The organism is Streptomyces sp. F001, from assembly GCF_004187715.1.
Lineage (GTDB): Bacteria > Actinomycetota > Actinomycetes > Streptomycetales > Streptomycetaceae > Streptomyces > Streptomyces flavusporus.
The window spans coordinates 497,125-511,498 of sequence record NZ_QZWF01000001.1; the positions used below are offsets into that span (position 1 = coordinate 497,125).

Annotated in this window: 13 protein-coding genes; 5 read left to right on the forward strand and 8 right to left on the reverse strand. The window is 72.5% G+C overall.

Annotated elements, in window-relative coordinates:
- Nucleotides 1-27 precede the first annotated feature (27 nt).
- Both StrepF001_RS02225 and StrepF001_RS02230 read right to left on the reverse strand, forming a co-directional pair.
- Nucleotides 28-1,488, reverse strand: coding sequence for an FAD-dependent oxidoreductase (locus tag StrepF001_RS02225; protein WP_129796581.1), 1,461 nt, complete (start codon nt 1,486-1,488; stop codon nt 28-30).
- Nucleotides 1,489-1,551: 63 nt separating this feature from the next.
- Nucleotides 1,552-2,775 (reverse strand): polysaccharide pyruvyl transferase family protein, encoded by a 1,224-nt coding sequence (locus tag StrepF001_RS02230; RefSeq protein ID WP_129796582.1) that lies wholly within the window; start codon nt 2,773-2,775, stop codon nt 1,552-1,554.
- 1,087 nt (nt 2,776-3,862) lie between these two features.
- On the opposite strand from StrepF001_RS02230, the gene StrepF001_RS45420 reads away from it, so the two are divergent.
- Together StrepF001_RS45420 and StrepF001_RS02240 are read left to right on the forward strand one after the other, a co-directional pair.
- Nucleotides 3,863-4,225 (forward strand): hypothetical protein, encoded by a 363-nt coding sequence (locus StrepF001_RS45420; protein WP_165396144.1) that lies wholly within the window; start codon nt 3,863-3,865, stop codon nt 4,223-4,225.
- A 438-nt stretch (nt 4,226-4,663) separates the two neighbouring features.
- Nucleotides 4,664-5,902, forward strand: a complete 1,239-nt coding sequence (locus tag StrepF001_RS02240) for a phosphodiester glycosidase family protein (protein WP_129796583.1) — start codon at nt 4,664-4,666, stop codon at nt 5,900-5,902.
- A 21-nt stretch (nt 5,903-5,923) separates the two neighbouring features.
- Here the strand turns inward: StrepF001_RS02240 and StrepF001_RS02245 are convergent, their stop codons facing one another.
- The 6 genes from StrepF001_RS02245 to StrepF001_RS02270 all read right to left on the reverse strand — a co-directional run bounded on the left by StrepF001_RS02245 (nt 5,924) and on the right by StrepF001_RS02270 (nt 11,214).
- A complete protein-coding gene (locus StrepF001_RS02245) occupies nt 5,924-6,118 on the reverse strand; it encodes a hypothetical protein (protein WP_129796584.1) in 195 nt (64 codons plus the stop codon).
- 129 nt (nt 6,119-6,247) lie between these two features.
- Nucleotides 6,248-7,114: a phosphatidylinositol-specific phospholipase C/glycerophosphodiester phosphodiesterase family protein gene (locus StrepF001_RS02250; protein WP_129796585.1), complete on the reverse strand. Its 867-nt coding sequence runs from the start codon at nt 7,112-7,114 to the stop codon at nt 6,248-6,250.
- Nucleotides 7,115-7,319: 205 nt separating this feature from the next.
- The gene (locus StrepF001_RS02255) at nt 7,320-8,396 is read right to left on the reverse strand and encodes an acyl-CoA dehydrogenase family protein (protein WP_129796586.1); all 1,077 of its coding nucleotides are present in this window, start codon (nt 8,394-8,396) and stop codon (nt 7,320-7,322) included.
- A complete protein-coding gene (locus tag StrepF001_RS02260; RefSeq protein WP_129796587.1) occupies nt 8,393-9,574 on the reverse strand; it encodes an acyl-CoA dehydrogenase family protein in 1,182 nt (393 codons plus the stop codon). The genes StrepF001_RS02255 and StrepF001_RS02260 overlap by 4 nt, the downstream gene beginning before the upstream one ends.
- On the reverse strand, nt 9,571-10,536 hold the full coding sequence (locus tag StrepF001_RS02265) for an NADPH:quinone oxidoreductase family protein (protein ID WP_129796588.1): 966 nt from the start codon (nt 10,534-10,536) through the stop codon (nt 9,571-9,573). Before StrepF001_RS02265 ends, StrepF001_RS02260 begins: the two co-directional genes overlap by 4 nt.
- A gap of 105 nt (nt 10,537-10,641) precedes the next feature.
- Nucleotides 10,642-11,214 carry an XRE family transcriptional regulator gene (locus tag StrepF001_RS02270; protein ID WP_129796589.1) on the reverse strand — a complete coding sequence of 191 codons (573 nt, stop codon included), beginning with the start codon at nt 11,212-11,214 and terminating at the stop codon, nt 10,642-10,644.
- 77 nt (nt 11,215-11,291) lie between these two features.
- On the opposite strand from StrepF001_RS02270, the gene StrepF001_RS02275 reads away from it, so the two are divergent.
- The 3 genes from StrepF001_RS02275 to StrepF001_RS02285 all read left to right on the forward strand — a co-directional run bounded on the left by StrepF001_RS02275 (nt 11,292) and on the right by StrepF001_RS02285 (nt 14,348).
- On the forward strand, nt 11,292-12,221 hold the full coding sequence (locus StrepF001_RS02275; protein WP_129796590.1) for an NAD(P)/FAD-dependent oxidoreductase: 930 nt from the start codon (nt 11,292-11,294) through the stop codon (nt 12,219-12,221).
- Nucleotides 12,222-12,348: 127 nt separating this feature from the next.
- Entirely contained in the window at nt 12,349-13,887 is a 1,539-nt protein-coding gene (locus StrepF001_RS02280) for an ATP-dependent DNA ligase (protein WP_129796591.1), read from the forward strand.
- Nucleotides 13,884-14,348 carry an NUDIX domain-containing protein gene (locus StrepF001_RS02285; RefSeq protein ID WP_129796592.1) on the forward strand — a complete coding sequence of 155 codons (465 nt, stop codon included), beginning with the start codon at nt 13,884-13,886 and terminating at the stop codon, nt 14,346-14,348. Before StrepF001_RS02280 ends, StrepF001_RS02285 begins: the two co-directional genes overlap by 4 nt.
- Nucleotides 14,349-14,374 lie beyond the last annotated feature (26 nt).

Here is a 14,374-nt window from a genome sequence, read left to right on the forward strand (position 1 = left end):
TGCCGGTACGCCGTCCGTGGCGCAGCATCAGCGGGGCTGCGGCGCGGGTGCGTCGGCCTCGATGTCCAGTCGGGCTCCCTGGCGCAGGAGTTCCTGCTGGACGAGGTGGTACGGCACGTCGCGCGGGCTGCGGCCGAGGCGGGTGGCCAACGCGGCGCAGACGCCTGCCGCCTGGCCGGTCGCCATGGCGATGGGCATCACACGGTAGGAGGAATGTGCCACGTGCGAGCCGGAGATGCAGCGCCCGGCAACGAGCAGTCGGTCCGTTTCGCGGGGCAGCAGACAGCGCAGCGGGATGTCGTAGAACCGCCCACGGGGGACACGTTTGAGGACGGTGCCGCTTCCCCTCGGGTTGTGGATGTCGACGGGATAGGCGCCGTGTGCGACGGCATCGGGGAAGGACCGCGCGGCCAGGATGTCGTGGCCGGTCAGGTGGTAGTCGCCGAGGATGCGGCGCGTCTCCCGTACGCCGACCTGGGTGCCGCTCTGCACGACGTACGACTGCTCGAAGCCCGGTACGTGCAGGCGCAGGAAGCGTTCGATCTGCTCCAGTTGGCGGCGGGCGACGTACTCGGCGCGGCTGAGGTCCCACACGTCGATGCCGAGCGCTCGCGTGACGCGGGTGCTGTTGACGCTGACCTCACGGGGGTGTGGTGTGCCGAAGAACAGGATGTCCTCGCGGGGCAGGCGCAGTTCGCCGGACTTCGTGGCCTCCTCGACGAGGTCCCACAGGCCGTGCACGCCCCGCCACTGGTCGGGATGCTCGTGGACGTACTCGGCGAACCGCGGCCGCAGGAAGTCGACGACCCGGAACATGAGCGTCATGGGCTGCACCAGCCCGTCCTCCGGGCGGCCGACCTCGCTCGGTGCTCCGCAGGCCGCGGCCACGTCGCCGTCGCCCGTGCCGTCGACGACGACATCGGCGTCGATCACCACCGGACCGGACTTGGTCTCGAAGACAACCCGCCAGCCCTCGCCGTCGTCGAGAGGCAGCGCGGCGGAGGCGAAGGAGTGGAAGAGCATGCGTACGCCCGCCTCGTCGAGCAGATCGAGGAGGACGAGTTTGAAGATCTCCGGGTCGAAGGGCACGGTGTAGCCGGTGTCGAGGGAGGGCGGGGTGCAGCCGCCGCGCTCGTCCAGCCGTTCCAGCAGCCGCCACAGAAAGCCGGCGACCACCGCCTCGCCCTCGCCGTGATCGGTGGGCAGCAGCCGGTCCCCCTCCTCACCGGGCCCGGCGAACACGGCCTGTTTCTGCTCGTTGTGGAACGACATCAGGGGCATGACGAGTGCCACGGTGGCGTTGCCGCCGAGGAAGCCGTAGCGCTCCACCAGCACGACGTCGGCCCCTGCGTCGGCCGCCGCGTGTGCCGCCGCGGTTCCGGCCGGGCCGCCGCCGACGACGAGGACCTCCGTCCGGCCCGCGTGGTGGGCGGAACGTGGAGGCAGGGTGATGGTCCGGGGCTGTGGCGGTCGTTCCAGGATCGGCATCGCTATTTCCCGTCGGGTGGTTTCTCCGAGGGCGGCGGGGCGGTCTCGCCCGGGTGCGGTCCCTCAGGTCACGGTTCCGGTGCCCGGCCGGAGCAGATGCAGTCCGGGCTGTTCTGGACCGGCCCGGTCACCGGTCTCGTGGTCCAGGGCGTCGAGCACCGCGCCGCATCGGACGCAGGTCTCCCGGGCCAGGGCCCGCAGCTGCTGAATCCGGGCGTCGAGATCGGCGCGCCGCTGCGGGAACTCGTCCCAGAGCCGATCGACCTCGGCCAGCAGCAGCCCGGCCTGCTCGCGCGCCACCCCGACCAGGGCCGGTGCGCCCATACGCCGGGCGAAGTCGAAGACCTTGCCGGAGTAGGGCAACGGCAGCACGGGCAGTCCGGCGAGCGCGGCGAAGATCACGAAGTGCAGTCGCATGCCGACCACGAGATCGAGGTGGCTCATGAAGCCGAGGACCTGGCCGGGACTGTAGATGCTGTGCAGGATCCGCCCCCGGTCCGGTGCGGTCATCCGGGACAGGACGCCGTGGGCGTGGTGCACGTCCTGCCGTTCCATCGGGACGAAGACCACATGGGCGTCGAGCCGCCGTACGAGGAAGTCGGCGACGTCGGCGAGGAGCGCGTGGTAGTCGCTCTCGTCGAGTTTCTCCGCCGCCCGGCCCGGTTCGCGCACCGACATCCCCACCAGCCGGGTCGCGGCGGGAATGCCCTCCTGCCGCATCATCTGCTCGGTGAAGGGCTCGGGCGGCAGCAGCAGCGCCGGGTCGGCGGTGACCGTGAGATCGCGTTCGAGCCCGGCCTCCTCCAGTACGAGCCGTGATTCCTCGTCCCGCACGACGACCTCGTCCATCACCGGCAGCACGGCGCGCACCGCCTCCCGGTCGTCCGCCTCGCGCAGCGGGCCCGCGCCGATGGCGTAGGCGAAGGTACGCACACCGCGGGTCTGGGCCGCCCGCACCAGCCGCAGGTAACGGCGGGCCTCGCCGTCGTAGAGGATGCCGCCGCCGCCGAGCACCAGCACATCCAGGCCGGACAGAACGTCGAGGACCTGTTTCTGCGGGACGCCTTCCCAGTCCACCACCTGGTCGGCGGTCGGCTGGTGGGCGCGGGTGTGCTCGGCGTTCCGGCTGAAGACGACGAGCCGGGCGTGCGGGCGGTGGCTGCGCAGGCAGCTCATGACACAGGTCAGGATGGCCTCGTCGCCCAGGTTGAAGCCGCCGTACGAGCCGAGCAGGCCGATGTGCGGGGCCGGTCCCCCGGGCCGCGGACGCTGTGTGGTGGTGGTCATCCGGAACTCCTGTTCCGTGGAGCTGAAGAGCAGGGCGTCGGTCCGGACAGCTCTGCGGGCGCGGCGGGGAAGCGGTCGGAGTCTGGCGGGTCGCTGCCACGGGGTCGGGCCCGAGTTACCGCCACGACTCAGGAGAAACCCCCTCGCTGCGGTGCTTTCCGGCGGCAGCGGACAGGGAAGCAGGCGGGAGGCCGTCGGCGCCGGCAGCGGGCTGCGCCACCGCGGGATCTTCGCCCGGCGGCCCACTCCTGCGCTCATCCTTCCATGGGACCACGATCGGCACCATCGCAGTAACTGGCGGCGGCCGCGAGAGCGGTGCCGGCGGCTCCGGGATCGAGCTGCGACCCGTTGGGAAACCGGCGTCGCATGTCAACAGCTCGCACGGGCCGGGCGCCCGGGACCGCCTGAACGCGGCCATCGCGAAGGCCGCCGCCCGCTTCATGGTCACCCACGCCCGGGCGGCGCAAGCGTCGGTGATCTATCTGGAGGATCTGCGGGACATGGAGGCCCGCAGCAAGGGCCGTACCCGCAACACCCGCCTCTCCGCCTCGGTACGCGGACAGATCGTTGCGGACGTAGCTGGACCACCCGGTCCAGCACCCCCACCCGGACCCGCCACCCCGACGGACCGCAGGTCTGGCCTGCGCCGGACCGAACGAAGGCGGGCCTGACGAGAAACCGCCCTGTGCCCAGGCAGCGACGCAGGGCCCCCGCCCGCGCCACCAGCAACAGCATCAGCTGGCCCGGGTGACAAGCGTCCGGCGGGGCGGACGCCCCCACCACCCACCCACCGCAGCCGGCGGTGGCGCGGGCGGCAGGCACCGCACACGATGAGCCCCCGACCGGCATCAGCCACGCGGGGCCGGACTCGGCGCAGGCTTCCACCTGCACACCCACGCCACCTCCACCCGACACCGGGCAGGGCGGCACGGTCAGCCGGGACCCTTTCCCACCGGGGCGAACACAAAGCCCCACCCACACCGGTGAGCCGTCGCGGGTCGGTGCGGCCGCCGAGGTCGACCGCCGTGGCGCCGCTGACATACCGGGTCAGGGCGGTCTCCTCCGGTCCGCCGGTGACGACGACGCGATGGCCGGCATCGGCGAGCTCGGCAACGGCCTCGGAACAGCGGTCCGGGGTCCACGCGTCGGCCCCTGGGGGTACGACGGCGTAAGGGCCGTTGCCCGTGAGGCCCGTGGTGTCGGGCGGCGGGATCACGCGCAGCCGTCCGTCATCACCCGCCCTGGGCAGGAAGCCCATCGCGGCAGCCGTGTCGAGGGCCGCCGCGGCCTCGTCCTGGCCCGGCAGGCGTCGGTGGCCGGCATCGAGGAGGCCGTCGTCGCCGTCCGCGCCGTCGGCACCGATCCGGCGCACCCGTGCCATCTCCGCAGCAGCCGCGCGGTGGGCCACGGACTGCGCCCCTGCGCTGCGAGGACGAGCGCCACGTCGTAGCAGGCCTCGCGCAGGACCCGCAGGGAGCCCTCGCCGTCCGTCCGGTCCCGGCGGCTCCCAGGGCGCGTCCCATGCGAGAACGTCATCGGCGTCATGAGCACAACCTTCCTTCCGCCGATAAGGACGGACGGGGCTGTTCGAGTGCCCCACAGAGTCGCTTTCATACCCGCCGCCCGATAGGGGAGTGCCCCATGGTGCTGCGCTTGACAGCGGCCTGGCGACGACACTCCGCACCCACCCTGCACGTCGCTCTTGTCCCCGGCCGGGTCGGCCGCTCGCACGTCGACCGGGCGTCGGCGCCCACCCCTGACCACCGCCAACAGCACGCGTTCTCCCACCCGTTCTCGCGCGGTCGGGTCCCCGTCACCCCCTCGGACACGGTCGCCTGGTGCACTTCCCCCGCGTCCTGAGACAGTTGACGAGACCTCAGGGGGATCTGTGACGCGTCGTCAGAAGCGGTTCGGAGCAGGCAGAACGTTACTGGCATTACTCACGGCACTCGGCGCGCTGGCCGGAGCGGCCCTGGTGGGGGCGGCACCGGCCGGCGCCGCTGAGGACGCGACCCGGATCGCACCGGGCGTCGTCTACCGGGAACTCGACATCCAGGCGGCCAGGGGACCGACGCACGCCCATGTACTGAGCGTCGACCTGCGCGACCCTCGGGTGCGCCTCGACCTGCTGTACCCCGGAGCGGTGGCCGCACGGGCGACCGTCTCCCAACTCGCCGACGCCCGGGGGGCCGTCGCCGGGGTCAACGGGGACTTCTTCAACATCACCGAGGTCCAGCACCCGGGCGTGCAGGCAACCGGCGCCAGCGTCGGACCGGTGATCGCACGCGGCACGGCACTGAAGGCGGCGGTGCCGAACGGCCAGCGTTTCGGTCCCGCACTGCCGCCGGGCACGAGCACCAAGGACGTCGTGGGCGTCGGGGTCGACCGGCGGGCCCGGCTGGACAGCCTGGCGCTGGACGGCGCGGTCACCACGCCTGCGGTGCGACTGCCGCTCGGCGGGCTCAACCAGTACGCGTTGCCGGTGGGCTCGGTCGGCGCGTTCACCTCGGCCTGGGGCAGCGCCTCCCGGGTGCGTGCCACGTGCGGCACGGACACCGACCGGGCGGCGCCGTGCAGCGCGGACACCTACGAGGTGACGGTCAGGGACGGTCGGGTGGTGTCGGCCGCGGACACTCCTGGAAGCGGCCCGATCGTCGAGGGGACCACCGTGCTGGTGGGCCGGGAGGCGGGTGCCCAGCAGCTGCGGAAGTTCTCGACGGGCGAGCCCGTGCAGGTACGCCACCGGCTGGTCGCGCAGAAGTCGTGGGTCCCGTACCGCTTCGCTCTCGGCGGCTATCCGGTCCTCAGGGACGGCCTGCCGTTGGCCGGCCTGGACGACCGGACCTCGGCCGTACGCACGGCCGTGGGCATCGCGGACGGCGGGCGTCGGGTGCTGCTGCTGGCGGTGGACGGTGCGCCGGAGTACCGCACCGGTCTGACGATCGCCGAAGTGGCCGACGCCATGCGACAGCTGGGCTCGGTGGACGCCTTCAGCCTGGACGGCGGCGGTTCGTCGACGCTGGTCGCCCGCACGCCGGGCGCGGGCGGTGTGTCCGTGCGCAATCACCCCACCGACGGAGTGGAGCGCCCGGTTCCGAACGGCATCGGGGTCTTCTCCACGGGCTGACCCCGCCCTTCCACGCGGTCCTCACGGTCTCAGGCCGCTGACGATGTCAGCCGTGGCCGTGAGGCCGCTGTGGATGGTCGGGGCGACGCTGGAGCTCGCGAGGTAGAAGCCGAGCAGCAGGCAGACGACCGCGTGGGTGGGCTTGAGCCCACCGTTGCGCAGAAAGATCACTGCCAGGATCAGAAGCAGCAGCACCACAGAGATGGAAATGGCCATGGTCAACCTCCTCCGCCACGTCCACTGCGCGGCCTTCGGCCGCAAGTGTGGCGCAGCGGAGGGTTCGTCCGGGCAGCTGACATGTCCCCCGAACGTGTGGTCTCCAGGGCCTGATCCGCCGGACAGGCCCTATGCCTGCTCGTGGGCGTCCAGGAACGCCTCCAGGCCAAGCAGGTCGTCGGTGTTGATGAAGTCGACGTCGGCGGCGAGCAGCTCGGTCCACAGCGCGTCCCGGGCGGGGCCGGCCAGGTCCGGGGTGGCCCAGAACCGCACCTTCTGCCCGCGCGAGTGCGCCGCCTGCATGATGGTCCGCAGCTTCTGCCGCTCGGCGTCGGGGAAGGCGCCCACGCCTCGCCAGGTGAAGTTCAGCGTCCAGTTGTCGCTGATCAGCGGGATGAAGGAGGCGGGCGCCGGGCTGCCGAGGTCCGCGAGCCGGCCGTCGTAGAAGGCCCGGCGCACGGTCTGCGCCGCCATGGGCACGCGGGCCCCGCGGTCGCCGGAGATGACGGCGGTGACGGGGCCGGGGAAGACCCGGCCGTGGGCGTATGTCGTGAACAGGTGCTTGTAGCGGCGCAGATGGCGGTCGAGTTCGAGGTACGTCGAGGCGCCCTCGGTCTTGATGTCGATGAGCAGCTGCAGGGAGCCGCGGTGACCGCGGTACACCCGGCCGTGGTTGGCCTTGACGCGGGCGGCGAGGGTGTCGAGGTAGAGGGACTCCAGCGTGCGCGCCGGGTCGAGGTCCTCCGGGTCGTGGGCGACGAGGAGCTGGTCGCCCACGAGGTAGATGTCGGCCTCGACGCTGCCGAAGCGGTGGTCGAGCGCGTCGAGGAGCGGGCGCGGGTGCTCGTAGTCGTTGTGGGCGTGGGCTCGCCACAGCGGGCGCGGGCCGTGCTTCTTCGCTTCGCCCGCGATCGCGCTCGCGCCGGGCAGGGCGACCGCGCCCGCGAGGGCGGCGCCGAGAGTGGTGAGGGCTCTGCGACGGGTGGTGAGGGCCATGCTCTGCCTCCCTGGTGGACGGATGGAAACCCCAGCGAGTATGCGGTTCCGTAGCGCCCATGAGGCAGTCCCGAGAAGGGAGTTGGCCGGACCGCCGTCATCAGTTCACTTCACCGGACCGGGGCACACCGAAAAGCCCGCCCCAGGTGGGGCGGGCTTTTCTCGGGATTCCCGCGCGCGTCGACCGCGCTTCTCCAGGTGTACGTCAGGGGGCCTGAAGGTCCACCAGCTCGGCCAGTGCGCCACGGTGGGCACCCGCGGTGCCGTACGCGAGGGAGTCCGCCTTGGCCCGCTTCAGGCAGAGGTGGACCGGGTGTTCCCAGGTCATCCCGATACCGCCGTGCAGTTGCAGCGCCTCCTCGGCAGCACGGACGGCCACGGGCGCGGCGTACGCCTGCGCGACCGCGACGGCCACGTCGACGTCCTCGCCGGTCGCCAGCGCGTCCGCCGCACCCCGTGCCGCGGCCCGGAGGCCCGCGACCTCCAGCCACAGCTGGGCGAGCCGGTGCTTGAGCGCCTGGAACCCGCCGACGGGGCGATTGAACTGCTTGCGCTCCTTCAGGTAGCGAACCGTTTCCGTCAACGACCAGTCGGCGAGTCCCAGTTGCTCCGAGGCGAGCAGCCCGGCCGCGCTCAGCAGGGCTCGTCGTGCGGCGGGCTCCGCGTCGCCCAGCCGACGACCCGCCGCCCCTTCGAAGCGCACCCGCGCCACCGGCCGGGTCAGGTCGAGCGACACCTGCGGCACCACGGTCACGGCATCGCGCTCCACGGCGTACAGCCCGCCGTCGTCCGCAGGCACGAGCAGCACGTCCGCGGCCGACGCGTCCGCGATGCCGGTCAACTCACCGTGCAGAACGCCGTCCTCGAGTCGTACGGCCGGGAAGGCGGCGCCCGGAGCGAGGTGCAGGGCGACGGCGAGGGCGCCGATCGTCCGCCCGGACGCCAGCCGGGCGAGCAGCTCGGCGGAGTCGTCGCAGGCCAGCAGGGCCTCGGTGGCGACCACGGCACTGGTCAGATACGGCACGGGCGCCACCGCCCGCCCCAACTCCTCCAGGACGACGGCGGCTTCGCGGTGCGAGGCCCCCTGACCGCCCCGGTCCTCCGGCACCAGCAGCCCGGCCAGCCCCATACCGTCGGCGAGGAGCTTCCACAACTCCATGTCGTGCGGCGCGTCCGACTCGCTGCGGGCGATCACACCGGCCGCGTCGCAGTGGTCGGTGAGCAGGTCCCGGACGGCGGCGCGCAGCGCCTCTTCCTCCTCGGAGTAGAGCAGGTCGGTCATCGGGCCAGGTCCTTCCACGCGACGTCCTTGTCGGTGCGCGGCTCGGCAGGCAGGCCCAGGACGCGCTCGGCGACGATGTTGAGCAGGACCTCGCTGGTCCCGCCCTCGATGCTGTTGCCCTTGGAGCGGAGGTAGCGGTAGCCGGCGTCCCGGCCGGTGAAGTCCACGAGTTCGGGTCGGCGCATGGTCCAGTCGTCGTACAACAGGCCCTCTTCGCCGAGGAGTTCGACCTCCAGACCGCTGATCTCCTGGTTGAGGCGGGCGAACGACAGCTTCATGCCGGAACCCTCGTAGCCGGGCTGGCCCGCGACGAGCTGCTGGCGCAGCCGTTCGCCGGTGAGCCGGGCGACCTCGGCCTCGACCCACAGCTTCAGCAGCCGCTGGTGGAGGTCGTGGGTGCGCAGTTCGGGGCGCTCGCGCCAGGTCTTCGCGACCGGGCCGATCATGCCGCCCTCGCGGGGCAGCCGCATGCCGCCGATGGAGACACGCTCGTTCATCAGGGTGGTCTGCGCGACCCGCCAGCCGTCGCCGATCCCGCCGAGGCGTCGCGAGTCCGGGATACGGACGTCGGTGAGGAACACCTCGTTGAACTCGGCCTCGCCGGTGATCTGGCGCAGCGGACGCACCTCGACACCCGGGTCGGTCATGTCGCAGATGAAGTACGTGATGCCCCGGTGCTTGGGCACGTCCGGGTCGGTGCGGGCGATGAGGATGGCCCAGCGGGCGAGATGGGCGCTGGACGTCCACACCTTCTGCCCGTTGACGACCCACTCTTCGCCGTCCCGTACGGCCCGGGTGCCGAGCGCGGCCAGGTCGGAGCCGGCGCCCGGCTCGCTGAAGAGCTGGCACCAGACCTCTTCCCCCGTCCACAGGGGCCTGAGGTACCGCCGCTTCTGCTCCTCGGTGCCGAAGCCGAGGATCGTCGGCGCGGCCATGCCGAGGCCGATGCCGATCCGCCGCGGGTCGTTGTCGGGGGCGCCGACGGCCTCCAACTCGGCGTCCACGACGGCCTGGAGGGAGCGCGGGGCACCGAGTCCGCCGAGTCCCTCGGGGTAGTGCACCCAGGCGAGCCCGGCGTCGAAGCGGGCCCCGAGGAAGTCGAGCCGGTCCGTGGTGGCCGGTGGATGTGTGGCCAGCAACTCCTGGGTGCGGCTGCGCAGTTCCATGGCGTCGATCATGCTGCTTCCTCCATGACGACGGCGATCCTGCCGGTGGTGACGCCGTCCGCCACCCGCTGCACGGCGGCCGCGGCCCCGCTGAGCGGCACCCGCTCGCTCACCAGCGGCTTGATGGCGCCCTGCGCGGCCAGCTCGGTGAGCTGCTCGTGGCAGTGCTGGACCAGCTTCGGGTTCTTGGTGTTGTACAGGCCCCAGTGCAGGCCGAGGATCGAGTAGTTCTTCACCAGGGCGTGGTTGAGCGCGGGGCTGGGGATCGACCCGCTCGCGAAGCCGACGACCACGATCCGCCCCTCGAAGGCGACGGTCTTGGCCGACTGGGCGTAGGCCTCGCCGCCGACCGGGTCGTAGATCACGTCGGCGCCCCGGCCGCCGGTGGCCTCCTTCACGGCCGCGACGACATCCGTGGCACGCCGGTCGATCACCACGTCGCAGCCCAGCTCGCGGGCGACGGCGGCCTTCTGGGCACCGCCGACGACACCGATGACCGTGGCGCCTGCCGCCTTGCCGAGCTGCACGGCCGCGCTGCCGACCCCTCCTGCGGCGGCGTGGACGAGCAGGGTCTCGCCGGCCTCCAGCCGAGCCCGGCGGTGCAGGCCGAACCAGCCCGTCTGGTAGCCGATGTGCAGGGCGGCGGCCTCCGCGTCGTCCAGCGCGTCGGGCGCGGGCAGCGTTGCGGCGGCGTCCGCGACGGCGTACTCGGCGAAACCGCCGTACGGCAGCGCCGGGTTGGCGATCACGCGGCGGCCGTCCTCGGTCTCGCCGCAGATCTCCACACCTGGCGTGAAGGGCAGCGGGGGCCGCACCTGGTACTGGCCCCGGCACAGCAGGGCGTCAGGGAAGTTGATGTTCGCGGCCCGCACCCTCAGCAGGACCTGGCCGTCGCCGGGTGTGGGCGGCGCCACGTCCGCGAGGCGCATCACCTCGCCCGGCTCGCCGTTCTCGTGCACCTGCCATGCCTGCATGCGGGGCCTCCACGCGACTTCCTCGTCCGACCGGGGTCGATCGCATACTAAGCGGTCGCTTGCCGATCAGGGAACAGTCGCGTACGTCACGCGCGCCGGAACGGGTCACGCCCGCTTGGGCCGCGCCCGCACATGCATCCGCTCCCCCTGCGGCCCGAACAGGCTCAGGAACTCCACCGGCCCCTCCCCCGTCGACCCGAACCAGTGCGGCACGCGCGTGTCGAACTCGGCGGCCTCCCCCGCCGTGAGCACCACGTCGTGCTCCCCCAGCACCAGCCGCAGCTTTCCGGACAGCACGTACAGCCACTCGTAGCCCTCGTGGACGCGCGGGTCGGGCTCCACCGACCGCTGCGGCTCAACCATCTTGTAGGCCTGCAGCCCGCCCGGCTGCCGGGTCAGCGGATAGAGCGTCCGGCCGTACCGCTGGATCGGCTTTGCTCGCACCCGGGGGTCGCCGACCGGCGGGGCGCCCACCAGCTCGTCCAGCGGCACCTGGTGCGCCTGCGCGATCGGCAGCAGCAGCTCCAGGCTGGGCCTGCGCAGTCCCGACTCCAGCCGGGAGAGCGTGCTGACGGAGATGCCGGTCGCCTCCGACAGCGCCGCGAGGGTCACCTCCCGCTCCTTGCGGATCCGCCGCAGCCGGGGGCCCACCCCCGCGAGAACCTCGTCCGTAGTCATGACCGCTATTGCAGAATCAGCAAAGGCGTTTGTCAATCGGCCTTCCCTGGGCGACGGTCTCGGTGGAGGTGGTCACCATGACCGAGACATACGAAGTGATCGTCGTCGGCGGCGGCACGGCGGGCCTGTCCGCCGCGCTCGTCCTGGGACGGGCCAGGCGCCGCACCCTGGTCGTCGACGCCGGCGAGCCCCGCAACGCACCGGCGGCCCACATGCAGGGCTATCTGTCACGGGACGGCATGCCGCCCGCCGAGTTCCTGGCGATCGGCCGCGAGGAGATCGCGCGGTACGGCGTGGAGCTCGTCCGGGACACCGTGGTGGGCGCCACCGAGGGCGAGGACTTCGCCGTGGAGCTCGCGAGCGGACGTACCGTGCACGCCCGGCGGCTCGTCGTCACCACGGGGCTCAAGGACGAACTGCCGACGCTGCCCGGGGTCGCCGAGCGGTTCGGGCGGGATGTGCTGCACTGCCCCTACTGCCACGGCTGGGAGGTGCGCGACCAGGCCTTCGGCGTGCTCGCCACCAGCCCGCTCAGCGTGCATCAGGCCTTGATCGTCACCCAGTGGTCCAAGGACGTCACCTTCTTCCTGCACGAGGGCGCCGAGAACGACCTGACGGACGACGACCTGCGCCGTCTCGCCGCGGCCGGGGTGGACGTGGTGCCCGGTGAGGTCGCCGGCCTGATGGTGGAGGACGACCGGCTCACCGGGGTCCGGCTCGCGGACGGTACGACCCACGCCCGCGAGGTGCTGTTCGTCGCGCCCCGCGCCGTCCCGCAGACCGGCTTGCTTCAGCAGCTCGGCGCCGAGCTGAACGAGACCCCGTTCGGCGCCTACCCCGTGGTCGACGCGACGGGCATGACGACCGTGCCCGGCGTGTGGGCCGCGGGCAACGCCATGGGCTTCTCGGAACAGGTCGTGAACGCGGCGAGCGGCGGCTACCGCGCGGGCGCCACGATCAACGGGGAACTGCTGATGACCGACCTCGACGCGGCCGTGCGGGTGTAGGGCCTGCCCGGCGGATCATGCCGCAGACACGGGGTCCGGCACGCACATCTGCACTTCTGAGATGCCGCCGATTTTCTGCGGCCTGCTCCGCCGGACAGGCCCCGCCTCCCCGTTGCACCATGGCTGCATGCTGCTGACCCGGCTCGCCGACGTGTCCCGGGAGGTCGCCGCCACCTCGGCGCGGTCCCGCAAGATCGCCCTGCTCGCCGGGTTGTTCCGGGACGCGGAGGCGGACGACGTGCCGGTCGTCATCCCCTACCTCGCGGGCCGGCTCCCGCAGGGGCGGCTCGGCATCGGCTGGAAGGTGCTGAGCCGCCGGGTCGCCCCGGCCACCGAGCCGACCCTGACCGTGCGCGAGGTGGACGCCCGGCTCACCGGGATCGGCAAGGTCACCGGCACCGGCTCGCAGGCCGAACGGGCCCGGTTGGTCGGGGAGTTGATGGGTGCGGCGACCAAGGGCGAGCAGCAGTTCCTGTTCGGGCTGATCACCGGCGAGGTCCGGCAGGGCGCCCTGGACGCGGTCGCGGTGGAGGGGCTCGCCGAGGCGACCGGAGCGCCGCCCGCGGACGTCCGGCGGGCGGTGATGCTGGCCGGGTCGCTGCAGACGGTGGCGCAGACGCTGCTCGCGGAAGGACCCGGGGCGCTGGAGCGGTTCCGGCTCACCGTCGGCCGTCCCGTCCTGCCGATGCTGGCGCACACCGCGTCCTCGGTGGCGGAGGCGGTCGGCAGGCTCGGCGCCTGCGCGGTGGAGGAGAAGCTGGACGGCATCCGCGTCCAGGTGCACCGCGACGGCGACGACATACGCCTCTACACCCGCACCCTCGACGACATCACCGACCGGCTGCCCGAGCTGACGAAGGCCGCGCGGGAACTGCGCGGCGCGCGCTTCGTGCTGGACGGCGAGGTCATCGCCTTCGACGCCGCCGGACGGCCCCGTTCGTTCCAGGAGACGGCCGGCCGGGTCGGCTCCCGGGTGGACGTGCCGACGGCCGCCCGGGCGGTGCCGGTCTCCCCCGTCTTCTTCGACGCGCTGTCCGTCGACGGCCGCGACCTGCTCGACCTGCCGTTCGCCGAGCGGCACGCGGAGCTGGCCCGCCTGGTCCCCGAACCGATGCGGGTACGGCGCACGCTGGTCTCCGGCCCCGAGGACATACCGGCCGCGGAGGACTTCCTCGCCGGGACGCTCCGCCGCGGCCACGAGGGCGTCGTGGTCAAGGCCCTCGACGCGCCCTACAGCGCCGGCCGGCGGGGCGCCTCGTGGCTGAAGGTCAAGCCCGTCCACACCCTCGACCTGGTGGTGCTGGCCGCCGAGTGGGGCCACGGCCGCCGCACCGGCAAGCTCTCCAACCTGCACCTGGGCGCCCGCACCGCGGACGGCGGCTTCGCCATGCTCGGCAAGACCTTCAAGGGCATGACCGACGCGATGCTGACCTGGCAGACCGAACGGCTGCGGGAGCTGGCCGTCGAGAACACCGGTCATGTGGTGACCGTACGCCCCGAACTGGTCGTCGAGATCGCCTACGACGGGCTGCAGAGGTCCACCCGCTATCCGGCCGGCGTCACCCTCCGCTTCGCCCGTGTGGTCCGCTACCGCGAGGACAAGCGCCCGGAGGAGGCGGACACCGTCGAGACACTGCTGGCCGCGCACCCGGAGGTGGCCCCTTGACAGGCAGACGAAGTGCCGGACTACTCCTCTTCCGGCACACCGACCAGGGCCTTCAGGTGTTGCTCGGCCATATGGGCGGCCCTTTCTTCGCCCAGCGGAACACCGGGGCGTGGACCGTGCCGAAGGGCGAGTACGACCCCCGGGAGCCCGCATGGGAGGCCGCCCGCCGGGAGTTCGAGGAGGAGCTCGGGCTGCCGCCGCCGGACGGCGAGGCGGTCCCGCTCGGGGAGGTCCGGCAGACCAATGGCAAGATCGTCACGGCCTGGGCGGTCGAGGCCGACCTGGATCCGGCGTCCATCAGCCCCGGCACCTTCACGATGGAGTGGCCGCCGAAGTCGGGACGCACCCAGGAGTTCCCCGAACTGGACCGCGTGGAGTGGTTCGGCCTGGACCGGGCCCGCGAGGTGATCGTCAAGGCCCAGGCCACGTTTCTCGACCGCCTGGCGGAGCACTCGACCTGAAGAGATGTGTACGCGTTGCGGTGCCC

Coding starts and splice junctions, on each gene's coding strand:
- StrepF001_RS02265 (WP_129796588.1), bottom strand. CDS start 10,536: ATGCAGGCATGGCAGGTGCACGAGAACGGCGAGCCGGGCGAGGTGATG.
- StrepF001_RS02270 (WP_129796589.1), bottom strand. CDS start 11,214: ATGACTACGGACGAGGTTCTCGCGGGGGTGGGCCCCCGGCTGCGGCGG.
- StrepF001_RS02230 (WP_129796582.1), bottom strand. CDS start 2,775: ATGACCACCACCACACAGCGTCCGCGGCCCGGGGGACCGGCCCCGCAC.
- StrepF001_RS02280 (WP_129796591.1), top strand. CDS start 12,349: ATGCTGCTGACCCGGCTCGCCGACGTGTCCCGGGAGGTCGCCGCCACC.
- StrepF001_RS02275 (WP_129796590.1), top strand. CDS start 11,292: ATGACCGAGACATACGAAGTGATCGTCGTCGGCGGCGGCACGGCGGGC.
- StrepF001_RS02225 (WP_129796581.1), bottom strand. CDS start 1,488: ATGCCGATCCTGGAACGACCGCCACAGCCCCGGACCATCACCCTGCCT.
- StrepF001_RS02245 (WP_129796584.1), bottom strand. CDS start 6,118: ATGGCCATTTCCATCTCTGTGGTGCTGCTGCTTCTGATCCTGGCAGTG.
- StrepF001_RS02260 (WP_129796587.1), bottom strand. CDS start 9,574: ATGATCGACGCCATGGAACTGCGCAGCCGCACCCAGGAGTTGCTGGCC.
- StrepF001_RS45420 (WP_165396144.1), top strand. CDS start 3,863: ATGGCCGGCATCGGCGAGCTCGGCAACGGCCTCGGAACAGCGGTCCGG.
- StrepF001_RS02250 (WP_129796585.1), bottom strand. CDS start 7,114: ATGGCCCTCACCACCCGTCGCAGAGCCCTCACCACTCTCGGCGCCGCC.
- StrepF001_RS02255 (WP_129796586.1), bottom strand. CDS start 8,396: ATGACCGACCTGCTCTACTCCGAGGAGGAAGAGGCGCTGCGCGCCGCC.